Annotated in this window: 17 protein-coding genes; 9 read left to right on the forward strand and 8 right to left on the reverse strand. The window is 39.3% G+C overall.

Annotated features, from left to right (window positions below):
* Nucleotides 1-92: 92 nt before the first annotated feature.
* Complete coding sequence (locus MUW56_RS20280; protein WP_292014898.1) at nucleotides 93-1232, reverse strand: aminotransferase class I/II-fold pyridoxal phosphate-dependent enzyme; 1140 nt, start codon at nucleotides 1230-1232, stop codon at nucleotides 93-95.
* 183 nt (nucleotides 1233-1415) lie between these two features.
* Between MUW56_RS20280 and MUW56_RS20285 the strand changes: the two genes are divergently transcribed.
* The 5 genes from MUW56_RS20285 (at nucleotide 1416) to MUW56_RS20305 (ending at nucleotide 6480) form a co-directional block, all read left to right on the forward strand.
* Nucleotides 1416-2450 carry a M28 family metallopeptidase gene (locus tag MUW56_RS20285; protein WP_292014899.1) on the forward strand — a complete coding sequence of 345 codons (1035 nt, stop codon included), beginning with the start codon at nucleotides 1416-1418 and terminating at the stop codon, nucleotides 2448-2450.
* Between the two features lie 87 nt (nucleotides 2451-2537).
* The gene (locus tag MUW56_RS20290; protein WP_292014900.1) at nucleotides 2538-2915 is read left to right on the forward strand and encodes a glyoxalase; all 378 of its coding nucleotides are present in this window, start codon (nucleotides 2538-2540) and stop codon (nucleotides 2913-2915) included.
* The gene (locus MUW56_RS20295) at nucleotides 2915-3415 is read left to right on the forward strand and encodes an endonuclease V (RefSeq protein ID WP_292014901.1); all 501 of its coding nucleotides are present in this window, start codon (nucleotides 2915-2917) and stop codon (nucleotides 3413-3415) included. The genes MUW56_RS20290 and MUW56_RS20295 overlap by 1 nt, the downstream gene beginning before the upstream one ends.
* A gap of 181 nt (nucleotides 3416-3596) precedes the next feature.
* Nucleotides 3597-4772, forward strand: coding sequence for an acetyl-CoA C-acyltransferase (locus MUW56_RS20300; RefSeq protein WP_292014902.1), 1176 nt, complete (start codon nucleotides 3597-3599; stop codon nucleotides 4770-4772).
* A gap of 409 nt (nucleotides 4773-5181) precedes the next feature.
* Complete coding sequence (locus MUW56_RS20305) at nucleotides 5182-6480, forward strand: T9SS type A sorting domain-containing protein (protein WP_292014903.1); 1299 nt, start codon at nucleotides 5182-5184, stop codon at nucleotides 6478-6480.
* A gap of 99 nt (nucleotides 6481-6579) precedes the next feature.
* Here the strand turns inward: MUW56_RS20305 and MUW56_RS20310 are convergent, their stop codons facing one another.
* Nucleotides 6580-9915, reverse strand: a complete 3336-nt coding sequence (locus MUW56_RS20310) for a DEAD/DEAH box helicase (protein ID WP_292014904.1) — start codon at nucleotides 9913-9915, stop codon at nucleotides 6580-6582.
* A 147-nt stretch (nucleotides 9916-10062) separates the two neighbouring features.
* Here MUW56_RS20310 and MUW56_RS20315 point away from each other — a divergent pair, with 147 nt between their 5' ends.
* Complete coding sequence (locus MUW56_RS20315; RefSeq protein ID WP_292014905.1) at nucleotides 10063-10860, forward strand: SDR family oxidoreductase; 798 nt, start codon at nucleotides 10063-10065, stop codon at nucleotides 10858-10860.
* 75 nt (nucleotides 10861-10935) lie between these two features.
* Complete coding sequence (locus MUW56_RS20320) at nucleotides 10936-11850, forward strand: helix-turn-helix transcriptional regulator (RefSeq protein WP_292014906.1); 915 nt, start codon at nucleotides 10936-10938, stop codon at nucleotides 11848-11850.
* A 75-nt stretch (nucleotides 11851-11925) separates the two neighbouring features.
* On the opposite strand, the gene MUW56_RS20325 is transcribed toward MUW56_RS20320, so the two are convergent.
* The 3 genes from MUW56_RS20325 to MUW56_RS20335 form a co-directional block, all read right to left on the reverse strand.
* Nucleotides 11926-12540 carry a GNAT family N-acetyltransferase gene (locus MUW56_RS20325; RefSeq protein WP_292014907.1) on the reverse strand — a complete coding sequence of 205 codons (615 nt, stop codon included), beginning with the start codon at nucleotides 12538-12540 and terminating at the stop codon, nucleotides 11926-11928.
* A 76-nt stretch (nucleotides 12541-12616) separates the two neighbouring features.
* Nucleotides 12617-13237: a hypothetical protein gene (locus MUW56_RS20330; protein ID WP_292014908.1), complete on the reverse strand. Its 621-nt coding sequence runs from the start codon at nucleotides 13235-13237 to the stop codon at nucleotides 12617-12619.
* Between the two features lie 73 nt (nucleotides 13238-13310).
* Nucleotides 13311-14156: a helix-turn-helix transcriptional regulator gene (locus tag MUW56_RS20335; protein ID WP_292014909.1), complete on the reverse strand. Its 846-nt coding sequence runs from the start codon at nucleotides 14154-14156 to the stop codon at nucleotides 13311-13313.
* Nucleotides 14157-14362: 206 nt separating this feature from the next.
* On the opposite strand from MUW56_RS20335, the gene MUW56_RS20340 reads away from it, so the two are divergent.
* Entirely contained in the window at nucleotides 14363-15532 is a 1170-nt protein-coding gene (locus tag MUW56_RS20340; protein WP_292014910.1) for an MFS transporter, read from the forward strand.
* Between the two features lie 334 nt (nucleotides 15533-15866).
* Here MUW56_RS20340 and MUW56_RS20345 read toward each other — a convergent pair whose 3' ends face one another.
* Both MUW56_RS20345 and MUW56_RS20350 read right to left on the reverse strand, forming a co-directional pair.
* Nucleotides 15867-16256, reverse strand: coding sequence for a hypothetical protein (locus MUW56_RS20345; RefSeq protein WP_292014911.1), 390 nt, complete (start codon nucleotides 16254-16256; stop codon nucleotides 15867-15869).
* A gap of 40 nt (nucleotides 16257-16296) precedes the next feature.
* Nucleotides 16297-17679, reverse strand: a complete 1383-nt coding sequence (locus tag MUW56_RS20350) for an MFS transporter (protein WP_292014912.1) — start codon at nucleotides 17677-17679, stop codon at nucleotides 16297-16299.
* A gap of 74 nt (nucleotides 17680-17753) precedes the next feature.
* Here MUW56_RS20350 and MUW56_RS20355 point away from each other — a divergent pair, with 74 nt between their 5' ends.
* Nucleotides 17754-18602, forward strand: coding sequence for an AraC family transcriptional regulator (locus MUW56_RS20355; protein ID WP_292014913.1), 849 nt, complete (start codon nucleotides 17754-17756; stop codon nucleotides 18600-18602).
* Nucleotides 18603-18755: 153 nt separating this feature from the next.
* Here the strand turns inward: MUW56_RS20355 and MUW56_RS20360 are convergent, their stop codons facing one another.
* Entirely contained in the window at nucleotides 18756-18998 is a 243-nt protein-coding gene (locus tag MUW56_RS20360) for a hypothetical protein (RefSeq protein ID WP_292014914.1), read from the reverse strand.
* Nucleotides 18999-19037: the final 39 nt, after the last annotated feature.

Below are 19037 nucleotides of genomic sequence, written 5' to 3' on the forward strand. Positions count from 1 at the left end.
AAAAGCACTGCTTTGGAAATGCTCCCAAAAAGTTAAACACTTTTTAGGGGCATTTTTTATTTCTTTAAAACCTATGGGTTTGATTTTTTAAATTAAAGATGTTTTTGCAGGTATTCCAGGGCCTGAATAATCACGTCATCATTTTTTGCAAAACTAAATCTGATATAATCCGAATTCTGCCTTGAATGATAGAATGCAGAAAGGGGAAGACAGGCTACCTTTTTCTCAACGGTCAGCCATTTTGAAAATTCCACATCAGTCATTGTGCTGGATAAACTCCTGAAATTGACAATCTGGAAAACACTTCCTTCTGATTTTTGTTCGATCTGTAAGGGCGTTTCCGTGATCATCGTATTAAAAATATCCCTTTTCTTCTGCATGGCTTTTTTATTGACCGCCGGATCAAAGACTTCCAGATACTTGGCCAAAGCATATTGTGCGGGCGCATTGGCGCTATAAGAGATATATTGCTGGTGGCAGCGGAATAAGGCGGTCAGTTCTTCAGTCGTGATCATATAACTGACTTTCCATCCTGAGGTGTGGAACATTTTGCCGAATGAAAAAATACAGAATGTCCTTTTCTTCAGTTCAGGATGAAGAACCGAGCTGTAATGCTCTGCATCATCATAGCAGTAAGTATCATAAATTTCTTCAGAGATCAAGTAAATTTCCCTGTTTTTGATGAGCTCATATAATTGGCTCCAGTCTTCCTGCTTCCATATTTTTCCTGTAGGATTTTGTGGGGAATTAACAATAACAGCTTTTGTTTTTTCAGAAATACAATCTTTCAATTTTTCCCAATTGACTGTAAAATCAGGATCGAGATCACAATAAACAGGAATGCCTCCATTCATAACTACTGAAGGTCCGTACGTATAATAGGAGGGCTGAATAATGATGACTTCATCTCCGTGATTTAGAACGGATTTTAATACTGTATATAAAGCAAAGGTTGCACACGGGACGACAGTGACTTCACCTGTCCTGAGCTGAATACCGTTGGCACGTTTTGAATTAAACTGAATAATGTTTTCAATAAGCAACGGGCTTCCGGCCAGAGGTTCATAATTATGATTGTCCAGGTCTGCAGACTCTTTTAAAAAGATTTTCAGCCGTTCATCAATATCAAAATCCGGAAGTCCCAAAGAAAGATCAAAACTGCCATGCCTGACAGCAAGCTCAGACATTTCCGTAAAAAAGGAATAATGAGTGAAATCATGAATTCTTTTCATTTATTTTGCATTTTTGTCAAATATAATAAAAAAATAACAGCATTTTTGGATTACCTGTTTTAATGTGGTAATTTTTGAATTTTAAACATGTCCTGTCATTTTTATTCTCAATCATGAGAAGAGCTTTATGTTCTGAGGCTTCAATTCAAGAAAATTTATTATTTTTAAGAAAATTATTCTTTTATGAGAAAACTGCTTATTCCGTTATTTGCCATGGCTGTGCTGACTGGCTGTAAAACGGCAAATATTTCTGACGGAAACACTTCTGTTCCTATAAACCATGACAAAGCTTTTTCAGCTGCCTATAAAATGATTAAGGCAGATGATCTAAAGAAAAACTTATATGTAATTGCTTCTGATGCAATGGAAGGAAGAGATACCGGAAGTCCGGGACAGAAAAAGGCGGGTGAATATATTATTGATTATTACAAAAGCTTGGGGATTTCACATCCCAAGGCATTAAACTCCTTTTATCAGAAAGTTCCATCGGAATTTATGAAAAAAAGAGGCGGCGGAAACCTTCCTGATTCTGAAAATATCCTTGCTTTTATAGAAGGCAGTGAGAAACCGGAAGAAATTGTTGTGATCTCGGCACACTATGATCACGTAGGAACAAAAAATGGTGTAGTGTATAACGGCGCTGATGATGACGGCAGTGGTACCGTAGCCGTAATGGAAATAGCCAAGGCTTTCCAGCAAGCTAAAAAAGCAGGGAAAAGTCCTAAAAGATCGATCCTGTTTCTTCATGTTACGGGAGAAGAACACGGTTTATTTGGTTCGGAATACTATTCAGAGAACCCTGTTTTTCCTTTAGCCAATACGGTTGTGGACCTTAATATTGATATGATAGGGAGAGATGATCCTGCCAACAGGGGAAAACAATATGTATATGTCATCGGGTCCGATATGCTGAGCTCGCAGCTGAAAGTGATCAACGAGGCTGCCAATAAAAGGACCAACAACCTTGAATTAAACTACAAGTATGATGATTTGAATGATCCTCAGCAACTCTATTACCGTTCAGATCACTATAATTTTGCCAAACACAATATTCCGGTAGCATTTTTCTTTGATGGAATTCATGAAGATTATCATAAGCCGACGGATGACCCGGAAAAAATTGATTATCCACTGCTGGAAAAACGTACCCAGCTTATTTTTACCACTGCCTGGGATATCGCCAACAGGGTGGATAGAATAGTAGTAGATAAAAAGTAACGGATATAAAAATATGGAAATACACAGAGGCACAAAGATTTATTAATGATTTGTGCCTTTGTAATTAACCAATCATTTACAGAAAACATGACACAGTCTATAAAATCGATCAGACCTTTTATCGGGGCTAAAAACTTCCAGGTGAGCCGTAGTTTTTACAGGGATCTGGGCTTTGAAGAAATTATCCTTGAACCTAAATTATCTTTATTTAGCCTGCAGGGAACCCGTTTTTATCTTCAGGATTATTATGCTAAAGACTGGATTGATAATACCATGATTTTTATGGAAGTTGGCAATACTGATGAATTTTGGAAGGAGCTTATCGCCTTACAGCTTAACGAAAAATATGAAGACGTAAGGCTTACGCCTGTAAGAACGATGGAATGGGGAAAAGAATGTTTTGTACATGATCCGTCGGGGATCCTGTGGCATTTTGGTGAATTTTTTAATGATGAAAACAAATAATGATCTACGCGTTTGATACCTATTATTACGAGGATTATGCGAATACGGTATGTATAGCATTTGAAGAATGGACCTCTGAGAAAGAGGTTGAGATTTTTACCGAACAGACAGCTATCAGCTCCGGATATGAGAGCGGTGCTTTCTATAAAAGAGAATTGCCCTGTATCCTTAGCCTTCTGAAAAAAATTACAGTAAGAAAGGGAGATATCATAATTGTTGATGGGTATGTTACTCTTAATAATGAAGGTGAAAATGGGCTTGGAGGATATCTTTATGATGCTTTAGATCAGCAGTATCCCGTTGTTGGAATAGCAAAGAATGAGTTTACGGCTCCGGATTCCCAGAGAAGAAACGTATACCGGGGAGAAAGTAAGACCCCTCTTTTCCTTACAGCAAAAGGAATAGAGGTAGATAAAATAAAACCAGAAATTGAGCGGATGTATGGTGCTTTCAGGATCCCGGCTTTGCTGAAAAAACTGGATCAGATGAGCCGGATGTAGAACTAAAATGTCTTGCCAAGTTATGTGGTAAGACATTTTTTTGATTATAAAAAGAAATAAAATATACCATTTGGTATATTTTGTATATTTGTGAAACGTGCTGAATGGATTGAAGGGCAGGAGGAAGATAAAATTTTTTTAACCAATAATATACCGATTGGTATATTTAAAACTATAGAATATGAAAGATGTATTTATCATGGCTGCAAAACGAACGCCTGTTGGCGGATTTATGGGAAACTTATCAGGATTTACAGCAACACAGCTGGGAGCCCTGGCTATACAGAATGCCTATGAAAGCATATCGCTTTCTCCTGAGCATATAAACAGTGTATATATGGGAAATGTACTGAGTGCCGGGGTAGGACAGTCACCCGCGAGACAATCAGCTGTTTTCTCCAATATTCCGGTAGATAAAGACGCTACAACAGTCAATAAAGTTTGTGCTTCGGGAATGAAAGCGGCGATGATAGGAGCACAGCAAATTCAGCTTGGACTGGAAAATATTGTCATGACGGGCGGAATGGAAAGTATGAGCAATGTTCCTCATTATACCCATTTACGTAAGGGTATAAAATTGGGAGATACAAAACTTACAGATGGTCTGGTGAAAGATGGTTTGTGGGATGTCTATCACGATTTTCATATGGGAAGTGCTGCGGAACTGGGAGTAAAGAAATATGGTCACACAAGGGAACAGCTGGATGGCTACGCCCTGCTTTCCTATGAAAGAGCTCAGGAAGCTACTTTAAAAGGCAAATTCAACAATGAATTGATTTCAGTAGCTGTGAAAGGTAAAAAAGAAACCGTAGTTATTGATAAGGATGAAGATATTGACAAACTTATTCCTGAAAAGATTTCACTACTAAAACCCGCTTTTGAAAAGGACGGTTTACTGACTGCTGCCAACTCGAGTAATCTTAATGACGGGGCCGCCGCTGTTTTATTAGGATCTTCAGATGCTTTGCTGAACTATAATGTAATGCCGCTGGCAAGAATTGTTGCCTATGCCGATGCTGCACAGGCACCGGAGTGGTTTACAACTTCTCCCTCCATAGCCATTAATAAAGTACTGAAACTGTCCGGCCTTAGTTTGTCTGACATTGATTATTTCGAAATTAATGAAGCCTATTCCTCGGTAATTTTATCCAATCAACAAATTTTAGGATTTGATACAGACAAGGTGAATGTGTATGGCGGAGCCGTTGCATTGGGGCATCCCATAGGTGCTTCAGGAGCAAGAATTTTGACAACTTTGGTCAATGTACTGCGCCAGGAAAAGGGAAGATACGGGATTGCCGCCATCTGTAACGGCGGGGGCGGGGCTTCCGCAGTTCTTATAGAAAATTTAGCGTAAAGCTAGTAAGAAAAGCTAAATTTGGACTTTTAAACAGCATTTTTCAAATTACCGATTCCTTATGAAAAATAACTTTACAGATATAACAGATACGGTAGGAGGCTACTGGAAAATCAACCAATGAGCGAGTGATTTATTCATGAGATATGAAGAATACAAAGCTGAATCAGAAAAGGCCGTTAAAAGGTATCTGAATCAAAAATAACTTTCAGCATATCCAACATCCGGTACTGATCAATAGGCCGGATGTTATTTTTAAGTACTATCAAATAACTGATTATTAAGTATTTTGATTATGTATTCCTTTGTATCAATTCTATAAATCCTGATAAACTGATAAATATCATTAGATTGTTATTTTTATTGATTCTAAATAAATATAAATTTGTCTCATCAAAGTAAGAATTCAATGAAAAAAATAACTACTCTTTCTGCTGTCATTCTCTGCACACTTGCAGATGCCCAATATTGTATCCCAACCTTTCAGTATGGAGCAGACAGCAACATGATCAGTACTATTATCTTTGGAACGATAAATAATTCATCACCGGTTCAATCCGCGGGAGCACAAGCATATGAAAATTTCACTTCATTATCAACAGATCTGCAGGCAGGAAGCTCTTACCCGATATCAGTGAAAGGTCCGTCAAGTACTTTTCCCAGTGACGTAGTGGTTTTTATTGATTTTAATCAGAACGGCAACTTTGATGATGCGGGAGAAAGCTTTTATCTAGGCAGGCTGGCAGCGGCTAATCCGGCCAATGCCTTTACGATAAACGGAACAATTACGGTCCCTGCTAATGCTTTAGGAGGAAATACAAGAATGAGGGTACTTAAAAATACGAATGTATCGGCCTATTCGGATCCTAACGCAGCGAATTCAATCCATTCAGCTTGTGATACAGATTTAAGAGCAGGGCAGGCAGAAGATTATACAGTCAATATCATAGGAAATAATACAGGTTTTCCGTCCCCGTATTGCGGAATTGAAAATGTGACAAGCTCAACGGTAAGCGAAATCAGTAAAGTTGAATTTGCAGGGATACATAATGACAGCAGTATTGATGGTCATTCAAACCTTATTGAAGATTTTACAGGGACCGTTTTTAATGTAAGTCGCGGAGAAACTTATCCTATAACGGTAACAGGCGGTACCCACGGACAAACTACCGTATCTGCCTATGCTTATATTGATTTTAATCATAACCATGAGTTTGATACCGATGAAAAGTTCAACCTGGGATATTTAGACAATTCTAACCCGGTTTCTGGTACAGAATCAGGTACTGCAGCGGAAATTATAACGATTCCGGGAAATGCTTTACTGGGACCAACCCGTTTCAGGCTGGTAAAAGCCTATGAATCCAATTCATGGATGGGAGTACTTGAAAATTTACCGTGTCCTTCAGGATGGTTTATAGGACAGGTAGAAGACTATACCCTTGATGTACAGCCGGCGAATCTTTCTACTAAAGAGGGCACAGCAGATGTTTCAGTGAAAATTTATCCCAATCCTACAGCAGGTGCTGTAACGGTACGGGCAGCCAAGGGAATTGAAAAATTCGAAGTTTACAGTCTATCAGGACAAAAGCTTATAGAAGGAAATACCGGTATTATCAGTATGGAACATTTTACTCCGGGCATCTATCTGTTAAAAATTCAGACCAGGGATCAAAAGATAATTACAGAAAAGATCATCAAGAAATAGAACACATATCTAATCATATCCATATCAATTTTTGTTTTTTTTAACCGGCAGGCTTAGTATCTGCCGGTTTTATTATGTAAATAATTAGAAATCATATCCTTATTCCGGTTTTAGGACCGTCAGAAGGTCCTGTTTGGAAAACCCCTGAAATTGGGTTTGGTCTGTTTTGAGAAGCTGCTGGGCCAATAAATTTTTCTTCTTCTGAAGGGTAAGGATTTTCTCTTCCACAGTGTTTGAACAGATCATCCGGACGGCAATGACGTTTTTGGTTTGCCCTATGCGGTAGCTTCGGTCAATTGCCTGATTTTCTGCAGCAGGGTTCCACCATGGATCCATCAGGTAAATATAATCAGCCTCAGTAAGGTTGAGCCCCACACCACCTGCTTTCAGGCTAATCAGAAATACGCGGATATCGTTGTTTTTCTGGAAGTTATTTACTTTTTCACCTCTGTTTTTGGTTTGTCCGGTAAGGTATTCAAACATGATTCCATGACGTTCCAGTTCGGTTTTTATAAGATCGAGCATTCCGACAAACTGTGAGAATACCAGGATTTTATGATCCTTTGATTTCCCAAGGATCTGCTCCATAAGGATTTCAATTTTTACGGCATGCTCCCCTGAATATCCTTCTTTGAGAAGTATCGGTGAGTTGCAGATCTGTCTGAGCCTTGTCAATCCTGTCAGAACGTGCATGCTGTTTTTATTAAGATCATCTTCATCATTGGCTGCAATAAATTCACGCAGTTCCTTTTCATATGCATCATAGATCTTCCGCTGCCCAGCATTCATTTCGCAGTAGATTACAGTTTCTGTTTTTTCAGGAAGTTCTTTGGCTACCTGTTTTTTTGTCCTGCGGAGAATAAAGGGTTTTATTTTTTGCTGAAGCTCTATAGCCCGTTTACTGTATTCAAATTTATCAATAGGGATGGCATAAATATCCTTAAAATACTGTTTGCTTCCCAGTAATCCGGGGCAGGCAAAAGAAAGCTGGCTGTAAAGGTCAAACGTATTGTTTTCAATAGGAGTTCCGGTGAGTACAACCCTGTTTCGCGACTGTAGCAGGCGTGCTGCCTTATACCTTTCCGAATTAGGATTTTTAATGGTTTGGGATTCGTCAAGGAAAATATAATTGAAACAAAAAGCCTTCAGAAACCGGATATCTGAAAGAAGCATCCCATAGCTGGTGAGTACCACTTCATAATCCGCCATGTGGGTTGTGGTTTTGGGTCTTTCAGCTCCATAATGCAGCAGAACTTTTATGGATGGTGCAAATTTGCTGATCTCCTCCTGCCAGTTGAACAGGAGAGAGGTCGGCACTATGATAAGATTGGTTATATGGCCCCGTTTCTCTCGCTGTGAAAGGATAAATGCAATGATCTGAAGTGTTTTTCCAAGTCCCATATCATCTGCCAGGCATCCTCCGAAATTAAAACCATCCAGGAAATTCAGCCAGTTAAGCCCTTCATGCTGGTAATCTCTTAGCTCGGCATGCAATCCGGCAGGTACATCCGTCTGCGGAATATTTTTAAATGTTGACAGCTGTGACGAGTAAGATGCTATTTCTTTCTGCACCTCTTCACTCAGTACTTCTTTTTCGAAAAGTGAGGAAACTTCCGTAAAACTGATTTTTGGAATTTTCAGCAGATCCTCATCAATTTCTCCAGCCTGGAAGTAAGCCGCTATTCTGTCTATCCATTCTTCAGGAAGTATTCCCAGAGAGCCGTCGTCCAGCTGAACGAATTTACTTTTATTGCGGATGCTTCTGTGAAGCTGCTTCAATGAGGCTTCTTTTTGGCCAAATCCCACTTTTAGCTTCGCATTAAACCAATCCTGGCCACTGGTGATCTGAATGTTTATTTTGGCCCGGTGCGGGGTAAGCTGATTATTTTTTAGCTCATTGAAACCAAGGATGGTGACTCCTTCCTTCCTCCATATTTCAAAGGCTTCAAGAAACCAGTTGCTTTCCATGAATTTATCTCTGTGAAGATAAAAATACTGGTATCCATCCATCTGCTCTTCAAAATCAGGATGCTGCTGCATGACCAGAGATGTAAAACGGGCTTCCAAAGCATCATTCCTTTCTATCCTGAAAAGATTTCCGTTCTGATCAGTATCAAAAAGCTGCTTTCTCGAATACACCGGTACTTCCAGTTGCCCGTATCTCATTACAGGGGTAATTCCAATATAATTTTCCTGCTGGCGCAGGTAGACTATCTTTTCAATCTTAAAGTCTTTATCTTCAAGCTGTACTTCCGGTGCAGTCTGTATATATTTGTAATGGATGTGAATACGATCTTCAATAGATGATAAAAAAGACTGTGTAAAATCTTCATATTTCGAAGAATGGACCAGCAGTACTTCATGATGAGCCTTAAAAAATTTAATGACCTGCAGCATGTCAGGGTGATCTATAAGGCTGAATGTGTGCTGGTTATAGATAAAATAATCATTTCGGAGAGTCACGTTTTTAAATGGAATTGACGAATCCTGAAACTGAAGTTCTCCGGTAATTTCATAAAATGGATCTTTCTTAAATACAGACAGTTGTATCTCTGCATCTAAAGTATTAAGTGCAACGGGGATAAGTGATTTTGAAGAGACTGTTTCTGCAATTTCACGGTCATGATAATAGACATTCAGATGCAGTGGATTCTGTACGATCAGCTTTAGCGCTTCAAGTTCTGCAGCATTATAGTCTTCATTGTAATTATTCTGAAATGCAGAAATAGCAGTATAAAATTTTATTTCCAGCGGCTTCTCCGCTTTCCATATCAATGGCATGACATCAACGGAGGTAATCGGGTTTTTTATTTTCCCTGTTTGTGTAGTTTCACTCTCCATAAGGGAAAAAGTGAGATGATTGTAGTAACGGTGTTTGCCCATTACCAAGATCTGTTTTTTGGTGGTATCCTGAACTGCCAGCTCTTCGAGGACGGAAGGCAGCCGGGGAAGCAGATCCTTTTTTAAAGCCTGCTCATCTATAGGCAGTATTTCTTTAATCCTCGGAAGTATATCGGTTTTTCCTTCATTATATTCCAGCTTGAAATAGGCATCAAGATCAGGCTCATTTTCCAATCCATAGGACCTGGCTTTAGGCATCATTATTTTCTTGCGGAGGGAATCATCATAGAAAATCCTGTAATTCTTTTCTTCCAGGATACAGTGTATTATTTCTGCCTGGTGCAGGCAAAGTTTGTTTTCCGGACCATCACAAGTGCAGGAGCACAGGAGTGAATGACCGATCTTGTTTATGGTGACAACAGGAGAATCATGTAGTGATTTTTTGGTGAACACTCCCGCGTTATTTTCAATAGAGACAGGATAAATCGTATGAAAATCTCTATTTCCAATAAAAGAGCTCTCTGAAGTATGTTTCAGCAGGTCGTATACAGAAAGTGTACTGATATTGATATTGTCAAGAATATATTCTGCCATAAAAATTGATAGAGACAAACTTACAAAAAACAAATGAACGAAATAAAGGACACCTGATTCATTTTGGATACATATTTATCCGTTTTGGCAACTCCGGCCTTTTTTCTAATCCTGAACTTTGTCCTATAATTTTAAACCAAGAATATAATGAAAACAGTTTTTATAACAGGTGCATCAACAGGGTTGGGAAAAGCAGCCGCTCAATTATTTCAAAGCAGAGGATGGAAGGTAATTGCTACCATGAGAAATCCTGAAGCCGCTTCGGAACTCTCTGCACTGGAGAATGTCACTGTGCTGCCACTGGATGTTACCGATCCTGAACAGATCAGGTCGGCCGTTCAGAAATCACTTGAGTCAGGAGATGTGGATGTTGTTTTTAATAACGCAGGATATGGTCTTATCGGGCCTCTGGAAGCTCTGACAGATGAGCAGATCGTAAAACAGCTTGATACCAACTTATTGGGGGTTATCCGTGTTACTCAGGCATTCATTCCTTATTTCAGAGAAAGAAAAAGCGGAACCTTTATTTCTACCACATCTATCGGCGGTCTGATTGCATTTCCTTTAGGATCTACTTACCATGCTACAAAATGGGCCTTGGAAGGATGGAGTGAGAGTATGGCTTTTGAGCTTAATAAATTGGGAATTGATATTAAAACCGTTTCTCCCGGAGGCATTAAAACCGATTTTGTAAGCCGCTCCCTGGACTCGGCAACGGCACCGGCCTATGAAGAAATGACCAATTCTCTGTTTTCCGGTATGGAAGGAATGATGGAGGCTGCTTCAAGCCCGGAACAGATTGCTGAAGTGGTGTATGAAGCTGCCACAGATGGTAAAACACAGTTGCGCTATGTAGCCGGTGAAGATGCCAAGGCTTTATATGCCCAGCGTCTGGAACTGGGTGATGAAGCATTCAGAGAGCAGCTGGGAAAACAGTTCATCTAGCCCCTTGTCTTCTGAGACAGCATAAGTGTATCATTTATGCTGTCTTTTAAGCGAAATAATTAATACATTTATATCATGGAAAAGAAAGAAAATGTTCCTCTGAAGATTTCATCTATATCAGAACTGCATGATCTATTGCAGCTTCCTAAGCCTCTCCACCCGCTGGTAAGCCTGGTAGACAATACAAAGATGCGCATCAATAAAGAGTTTTTGACCAGAAGCTTTCTATTGAATTTTTATAAGATCTCGTACAAATATTCTAACAACGGAAAAATGGGTTACGGGCAGGGATATTACGATTTTAATGAAGGAGGAATGATGTTTACGGCTCCAGGGCAGCTTCTGCATACCGACGAAAGTGCGGAATATTGCGGCCATACACTGCTGGTACATCCTGATTTTATAAGGAGCTATCCTTTGGCCAAAACGATCAGGAAATTTGGGTTCTTTTCCTATGATACCAATGAAGCCCTGCATTTATCAGATCAGGAAAAAACAATGATCACCGGACTTCTTGACAGCATTACGAATGAGCTGAATACCGCTATTGATGAAGTAAGCCAGGATGTCATTGTTTCTTATATTGAAGTGCTTCTCAATTACAGTAACCGGTATTATAAAAGACAGTTTATCACCAGGAAAGCAGTGAACAATGATTTGCTCTCCAAAATGGATACTGTTCTCGAAGATTATTTTAATAAGGAAGAACCCTTAAATAAAGGGCTGCCTACCGTAGAATTTCTCGCTGCTGAGCTTCATTTGTCACCCCATTATCTGAGCGATATGCTTCGTAATCTTACAGGGCAGAATGCTCAGCAGCACATTCATGAGAGATTGATAGAAAAGGCCAAAGAATATCTTACCCTTACTAATTTTTCAGTATCAGAAGTTGCCTATGCCTTGGGTTTTGAACATCCGCAGTCATTCAATAAATTGTTTAAAAAGAAAACCAATGAAACGCCTTTAAGTTACAGACAGTCATTTAACTAAACATACCTGTGCCTTATTGATCTACCCGGCCTGAGCAGCCGGGTTTTTATGTCTCTTGTAGAAATGGGATGCGGATCAAGAGGTTAAATTTTGTTTTTTCTCAATCTGTATTTTAATCTTAGATTTTGCAGCTTCCCATTCATCATCCAGAATGCTGTAATACGCTGCATTTCTGGTAGTCCCGTCATGCTGGATGCGGTCTTTTCTTAGAATCCCTTCAAATACACCTCCTATCTTTTCAATAGCTTTTCTTGACCTGTAGTTGGTGTCTTTGGTTTTTAACTGTACCCTGTTGGTTTTTAAAGTTTCAAAACAATAGGTAAGTAAAAGTAATTTACATTCTAAATTGACGGTTGTTCCCCAGAATTCTTTAGTGATCCAGGTCCATCCGATTTCTAATTTCCTGTCCGATGGAAATATTTCAAAAAGCCTTGTGGACCCTATCAGCTGGTGGGTTTCTTTATGTCGTATTACAAATGGATACTGATTTCCGGCTTCTCTTTCCGATAATGCCAGCTTGTAATTTTTATCAAAAAGTATTTTTTCTGAACAGTCAGAGGGAATGAGTTCCCAAAGTTCTTTATCAGAAGCGGCAATATATAATTCTTCCAAATGTTCTTTTTCTAAAGGAATCAGATCAATCGAAGTTCCCTTTAAGATCGTTGGATGAGAGATCCATTTTTCTTTCATGATCATATTTTTGAACCCAACGAATTTAACGAAAATATGACAATCAGAGAGAGAATGCGTGATGAAAATCTGGTCATTAACTAATGGTGTTGATGGAATCAATCTGCCATTGGTCTCCTTTGATAAGAACGTATTTGTAGGTCATCCCGCAATTTTTTAAGTGAAACTGGATATAGCATAACTTATCATTAATAGGTTTTAAGCTAAATTTGATAGCATCAATATTCACTAAATCAGAGGCATAATCATCCTGTGTTAAAAAGAAATAATCATAGTCAAAATCTTCAGGAGGTCCATCGTAGGTTGGGTTTTGTTTGAAATGATCATTGCCGTCTACATACCGCTGCTTATAAACAGACAGAAATTTTGGGGAAAACAAATCACTTTCTTCAAGGAATTTTATTTCTTTTTCAACTTCATCAAAATCGATATGATAAGTAACCGGAGGATCTGTTTCCGTAAACATTCCCCCTCGTACGGTATTGAATGTATACAGCTGATCTCTGTTCTCTTTATACCACTTCATAAAGGCTTTCACCGTTTCTGTGGGAGATTTCTCTTCGGCATTTTGAATGGAAGGATCCGTTGGGTTTCGTGTAACAGTATGCTGTACTCCCGGATTCCCTGAAGGCCCGTTTTGCGGACAGTTAATAAACAAAGTAAGTGCAGCCGGTAAAAACAGAGTCTTTTTCAACATGGTCTTTTCCTTTTTTGAAGGACTAACTTACAAAAAAAATAGAAAAATCATCGATATGACAACGCTTTTCCTATTACTTTTTGATTTTATAATGCTCTCTGTAGGTATTGGCTGTAATTCCTGTGCAGCGTCTGAAATACCGGCAGAAAAGGGAGGAATCTACAAACTGCAGCTGATTGCTGACTTCTTTAATGGAAAGGGAAGTGGTTTTCAGAAGCTCTTTGGCATGTTTGATCACCATATAGCTGATCCATTGTTTAATAGGTTTCCCCGTTTCTTTTTTTATCAAACTGCTTAGGTATTGGGGCGAAAGATGCAGCTGACCGGAGTAAAACAGAACACTTCTCTGCAAATGCCCATGCTGATTTAACAATTCAAAAAAATGTTCCAGGAGATCCTGGCTTCTGGTCTGTAAAAGGCTGTTGTTCCTGATCACCGGCAGGTAAAGTTTTGACACCAGCTCAAGTAAAGCATACAGTAAATACTGAACAGCTTCCAGGGTAGTTTCTTCTTTGGTCTTAGAATGATAGCCACGGATAAGCTTCACCGTAGACCAAATGAGTTTTTTGGCAGAAGCTTCTACGGGCATGGCCGGATTGAATTTAATCTCCTCACTGGCCAGTAAAACAGTCAGAAAACTATAACTGCTGATAAAATCAAGGGAGATGAAGAACACGGACCAATCAAGGTCCTCGCTTCCGGAAACATCCGTTAATTCCGTATCCGGCAACAACATTACTACTGAATTTTTCTTAATGCGAAAAGGAAGTGTATTGATGGTAAGGTTCAATTCACCATCCGATAGAAAGCATAACAGGAGTTTGTTAAGTTTACCGGCTCTTTTTTGAAACTCAGTAATCTGGTTCGCTTTATATTTTTCAATATACAACCCTTCAAAATTCGGCTTAATATCTATCATTATCAGGCGGGTGATTTCTTGGATTTGGTTAGAAGTCTTTTGACTGCTGTATTTCTCTAGTCAACCTACAGGCAAATGTAAGCAGTTAATTTTTCTTTTTAAGCGGGTTGTTTAAAATGGAATATAAAATATCAAAAATGGAATATATTTTATTGCGGAACTGTTCCTAACTTCGCCATCATAAAAATTAATCAAATACTGATATCATGCGAGATAGAGAATCTTCTGATGCGAAAATGCCTGCATCCTGTTTTTTACTTTTTTTTGCTCACGGACTTGTTTTTTCTTCCTGGGCAAGCCGGATTCCTATCATTAAAAATACACTTTCGATCAATGAGGCAGAGCTTGGAACACTTTTATTGTTAATGCCGGTAGGGCAGCTCTCCACCATGGTTCTGGCCGGAAAGCTGATCAGTATGTACGGAAGTTCGTGGATCATCAAAAGATGTTTTCTGTTGTATCCTGTTTTTCTTCTGCTCATCGGACTTGCGCCGTCTTATTGGGTATTGGCTGCCGTTCTGTTTTTCTTTGGAGTTTCAGGGAATCTATGCAATATAGCAATTAATACGCAGGCTATTGAGATTGAGGGGATCACGAAAAGGACGCTGCTCTCTTCCTGTCATGGGGCGTGGTGCTTTGCCGGGCTGGTAGGGGCAGTTGTTGGATTACTGATGATCAATATGGGAGTAGGAACTTTCTATCATTTTGTAGTTACTTTCAGCCTGGTACTGTTGCTTTGGCTCTACAGTAAGGGACATTTAACAAATATCATCCATAAAGTGGCTCCCCAGACCCAGTCAATTTTTAAGTCAGTCAATTCAACCCTTGTTGCTTTGGGAGTAATAGGCTTCCTGAGTATGGCCATTGAGGGAGCGATGTTTGACTGGAGCGGGGTCTATTTTCAGACTATCGTAAAGGCGCCGGAAAAGCTTATTATATTGGGATATACAAGTTTTATTTTAATGATGACTTTAGGCCGTTTTATTGGGAATCATGCCATTGAAAAGTTCGGGAAAAGAACTATTTTACAGGCCTGTGGTATTTTGATGAGCAGTGGTCTTTTTCTCAGTGTTTTCTTCCCGGAATTATGGGTATGCATCATTGCTTTCATGATTATCGGTCTCGGGAGCTCACTCAGTGTTCCGTCTGTCTACAGTACCGTGGGGCAGGTGAGTACTGTAGCTCCCAGTATTGCATTATCATTTGTATCCAGTATTTCTTTTTTAGGGTTTTTAATGGGACCGCCACTGATTGGCTATATTGCTGAAAGTTTTGATTTAAGATATTCCTATGGCCTTTTTGCCTGCTTTGGGATCTTACTGGCTATCATGGCGGGTCAGATGAAAGTATTCAGAAGTAAACATCAATCAGGGTGAATTTTGACATCTCTTACGACGTTTCTGATATTTTTTAATGCATTGGTTTCTCATTACAGCAGCGAAGAGAGAGAGGAAATCATCTCAGCTTTTCCAAGAACCGATTTTAAAAAGAAAATCATTCCGACCTTCTTCACTGGTTTTGAGCATAAAACAGAAACAACTTTTGGAAATATAAAGACCGATGTCTGCTCATTTATGATCCCGAATTTCAAACAAAAGAATTTCTGTGATTGCATTTTACATTCTCCATGGTCCGGATAAAGCTAAGATGTTGTGATTCAAACCAAAAGCTACCCTTAAGGTAGCTTTTTTCAATAAAGGACGGTTCATTTTAAGCCCATTTTTCTATAAGATGAAGCCATAATGCTTTTTGCCCATCAAGAATAAATACCGCGGATGATTCTCGTTTTGTTGAGGTTTCCCCGATGATCTGAATTTCTGTATAAGTGGCTATTCCGTGGCTTTCTGAATGATGGATCTTTATATTTTCGAGACTAATATGACGATCTGTGAATTGGCCGTAGACCGAAGGAAGCCAATCTGCAAGCATAGATAAGGTTACCGTGTCATGGTTGCCGTTGATCATTTTAAAGTCCGGTGAAAAGCCGGAAAGCAATTTTTTATAAAGACTTTCCTGATGCTCAGCTTTACCCTGGAACCATTTTTCAATATCTTCGTGAAACCCTTGTATTTCTTTCGTGATTTTTTCTGTGTTGTTCATAATTTAGGATTATATTATTTTTTGAATGGTAATTTTGTTTTTAAAACTGTTGAATATAGTTTTTTAATCTGTGATTCATTGCAATTCCAATCAGCTGAAAGGCTCCAATCATGGCAGTAGCGGCAGCAAATGCCCCGGAGAACCCGAGAATAGGAATTATATTAAAAAATAAAGTGCCAATAACCGCTCCGCCGGTTACACTGCCTATCTGAATTCCAATGCTTACCAGCCCTGATGCCTGTCCTGCCTTATCCCTGGCGGTGAAAGCAATGGCTGTCCGCATCATTACGGGCATAATGGTACCATGTCCCAAACCCGCTAAAAATAAGGTGATATTTGTTATAAAAGAAGGCTTTTGGTCAAAATAAAAAACGAATGCGCTCAGTACGAACCCTGCTATCATTAATCCAAGCCCGGCATAGATCATGGTATAGGTTTCCAGCTTTATTTTTGAACTTAATAAAGGACCCAGAAAAAAAGCAATTCCATAGGGAACAATGGCGAGCCCTGCCTGCATAGAACTCTGATGTAAAAACTGCTGCAGATAATAGGGATAGCAGATAAACAAGCCTGCGGTAAAATTATAGAAGAAAATGATCAAAAGGCTTAATGCAAAAGGCTGGTGCTGTAATAAGGTCGGATCTATGAGTACAGGCCGGCCTTTTTGCTGCAATTGAACTTCATACCTGAAAAATACGGCTAATAAAAGCATTCCTGTGATAATGATACCGAATATCCACCAGGCCCACTCGTATTTTTGTCCAAAAATAAGCGGACATAGCAACATGAGCAGGGCAACAATCAATAGGAATGCACCTTTGTAGTCAATCCCGGATTGATTCCTGTCGTGGTTATTATCCATTGTAAAATGTATTCCTATGATACAGATGAGGCTTACCGGAACATTCACAAGAAATACCAGCTCCCAGGAAAAATGCCCCCATTGCACACTAAGCAGAAACCCGCCCAGCAATTGTCCTATCACCGAAGCTAATCCAAATACGGAACTGAAAAAGCTTACGGCTTTTGGCTGTTCCCGGCTGTTGAATAATGCTTTTATAGATGCCAATACCTGTGGGGCCAATAAAGAAGCTCCCACACCCTGGAAAAGTCTTGCGATGATCAATACTGATATGGTGGGAGAAAATGCACAGGCAAGTGATGAAAACAGGAACGTATACAGTCCCAGCGTAAAAATCTTCTTTCGCCCATAAATATCTCCGAGCCTTCCTCCGCAAACCACAAGGGCAGCATAGGTCAGCCCATAAATGGCAACCACCATCTGCAGCTGATGATCACTGGCACTGAATGATTTTTTTATAGAAGGCAGCGCCATGTTGACAATAAAATAATCCAGTGGTGAAAGGAATGCCCCGGCAATCAGAAATTGTAATGCCTGCCACCGTTTGGGATATGTATTCATATTTTTTTATGCAAAATTAACCGCTTTATGTTCTGTTAAAATTGTACTTTTGGAGGAAAAATTGGTGCGGAAAAATGAATGGTTTACCTCTTGAAGGCATTGAAGTAAAGGAAATACTGCTGAAAGAAGAAGATTTTGTTTTCAGGACAAAAACGTTTCTTTCCTTTATATATATTGTAAAAGGAAAAGGAGAGCTTACCTATGATGAGCGGAGTATCAGTTTTACAGAGGGGAAACTTTTCATTATCCCACAGCAGGAAGTTTACCGTTTTGAAAGTAAGAATGCCGCACTGATTCTTATACAGTGTCCTGTTGAATTCATAGATAAAATACGTCTTGAAGCGGACCGTATTGAAAGTTGTGAGAACTTATATAAATTACAGTATATCAGTAATAATTACCACGCCAGAGCAGGGTGTGTATTCAGGAGCAAAAATGATGAGCGGTTTGCTGAAACCCTTATCCTACAGATTGCCCGGGAATTTAAAAACAAAACAGATGACTATCTGATCATCCGTAACTGTATATCCATTCTGCTTAATCTTATCGCCCGCAATATTATTAAAAGTGAAACTTCAGATCTTCAGGAAAACCGGAAGGCTTTTTCCATTATGAAGATCATTGCCTATATTCAGCAGCATATTAAAGACCGGGAGAAAACCGGTATTCAGGTGATTGCCGGGCATTTTGGAATCTCAGGGAACTATTTCGGAGAATATTTTAAACAGCAGACCGGAGTTTCATACCAGGATTATCTGCTGGATTACAGGCTCAAACTGGTGGAAACCTATTTGAAATACAGCAGTGCACGCCTTAGTGAAATTGCTTATGAACTTCAGTTCAGTGATGAAAGCCATCTTTCCAAACTTTTTAAAAAATACAGGGGGCTTACACCGGGAGAGTATAGGAAAATCCAAAAGTAATTGTCCGATACTTCTGGGTTAAAAATAAAGGAGCCGGCTGCCTTAAAATTTTTTAATTGGTTATACGATGCAGGCCTGATTGGTGGGCAACCCGAAAGAGTAAGGAGATCCGTAAAGCGTCTCGTTTTGTAAATTGTTACGGTTGTATCCAGGTTATAAAACCTGCAGGTCATTAAATACCTCAATAATAGACTCAATAAGTTCTTTTTCTATGACCGGATTTGAAGAAGCATCTGGCAGTACTGCTCTTAAATTACCTTCGTCATCACGTTCGAAGACGACTTCATTGCCATAGATATCCACATAAAGTTTGTAACCATACGTGAAGGTGGCGAGCCGCCCGTTGAAAATAAGTTCTTGACCTTTATACGTTACCGGTAATTCAAATTGCTCCATGGGTTTCTGTTTCTATGCATTTAAAATTCTGAACAAAGG

Origin of the sequence: Chryseobacterium sp. (assembly GCF_022869225.1) — a bacterium.
GTDB lineage: Bacteria > Bacteroidota > Bacteroidia > Flavobacteriales > Weeksellaceae > Chryseobacterium.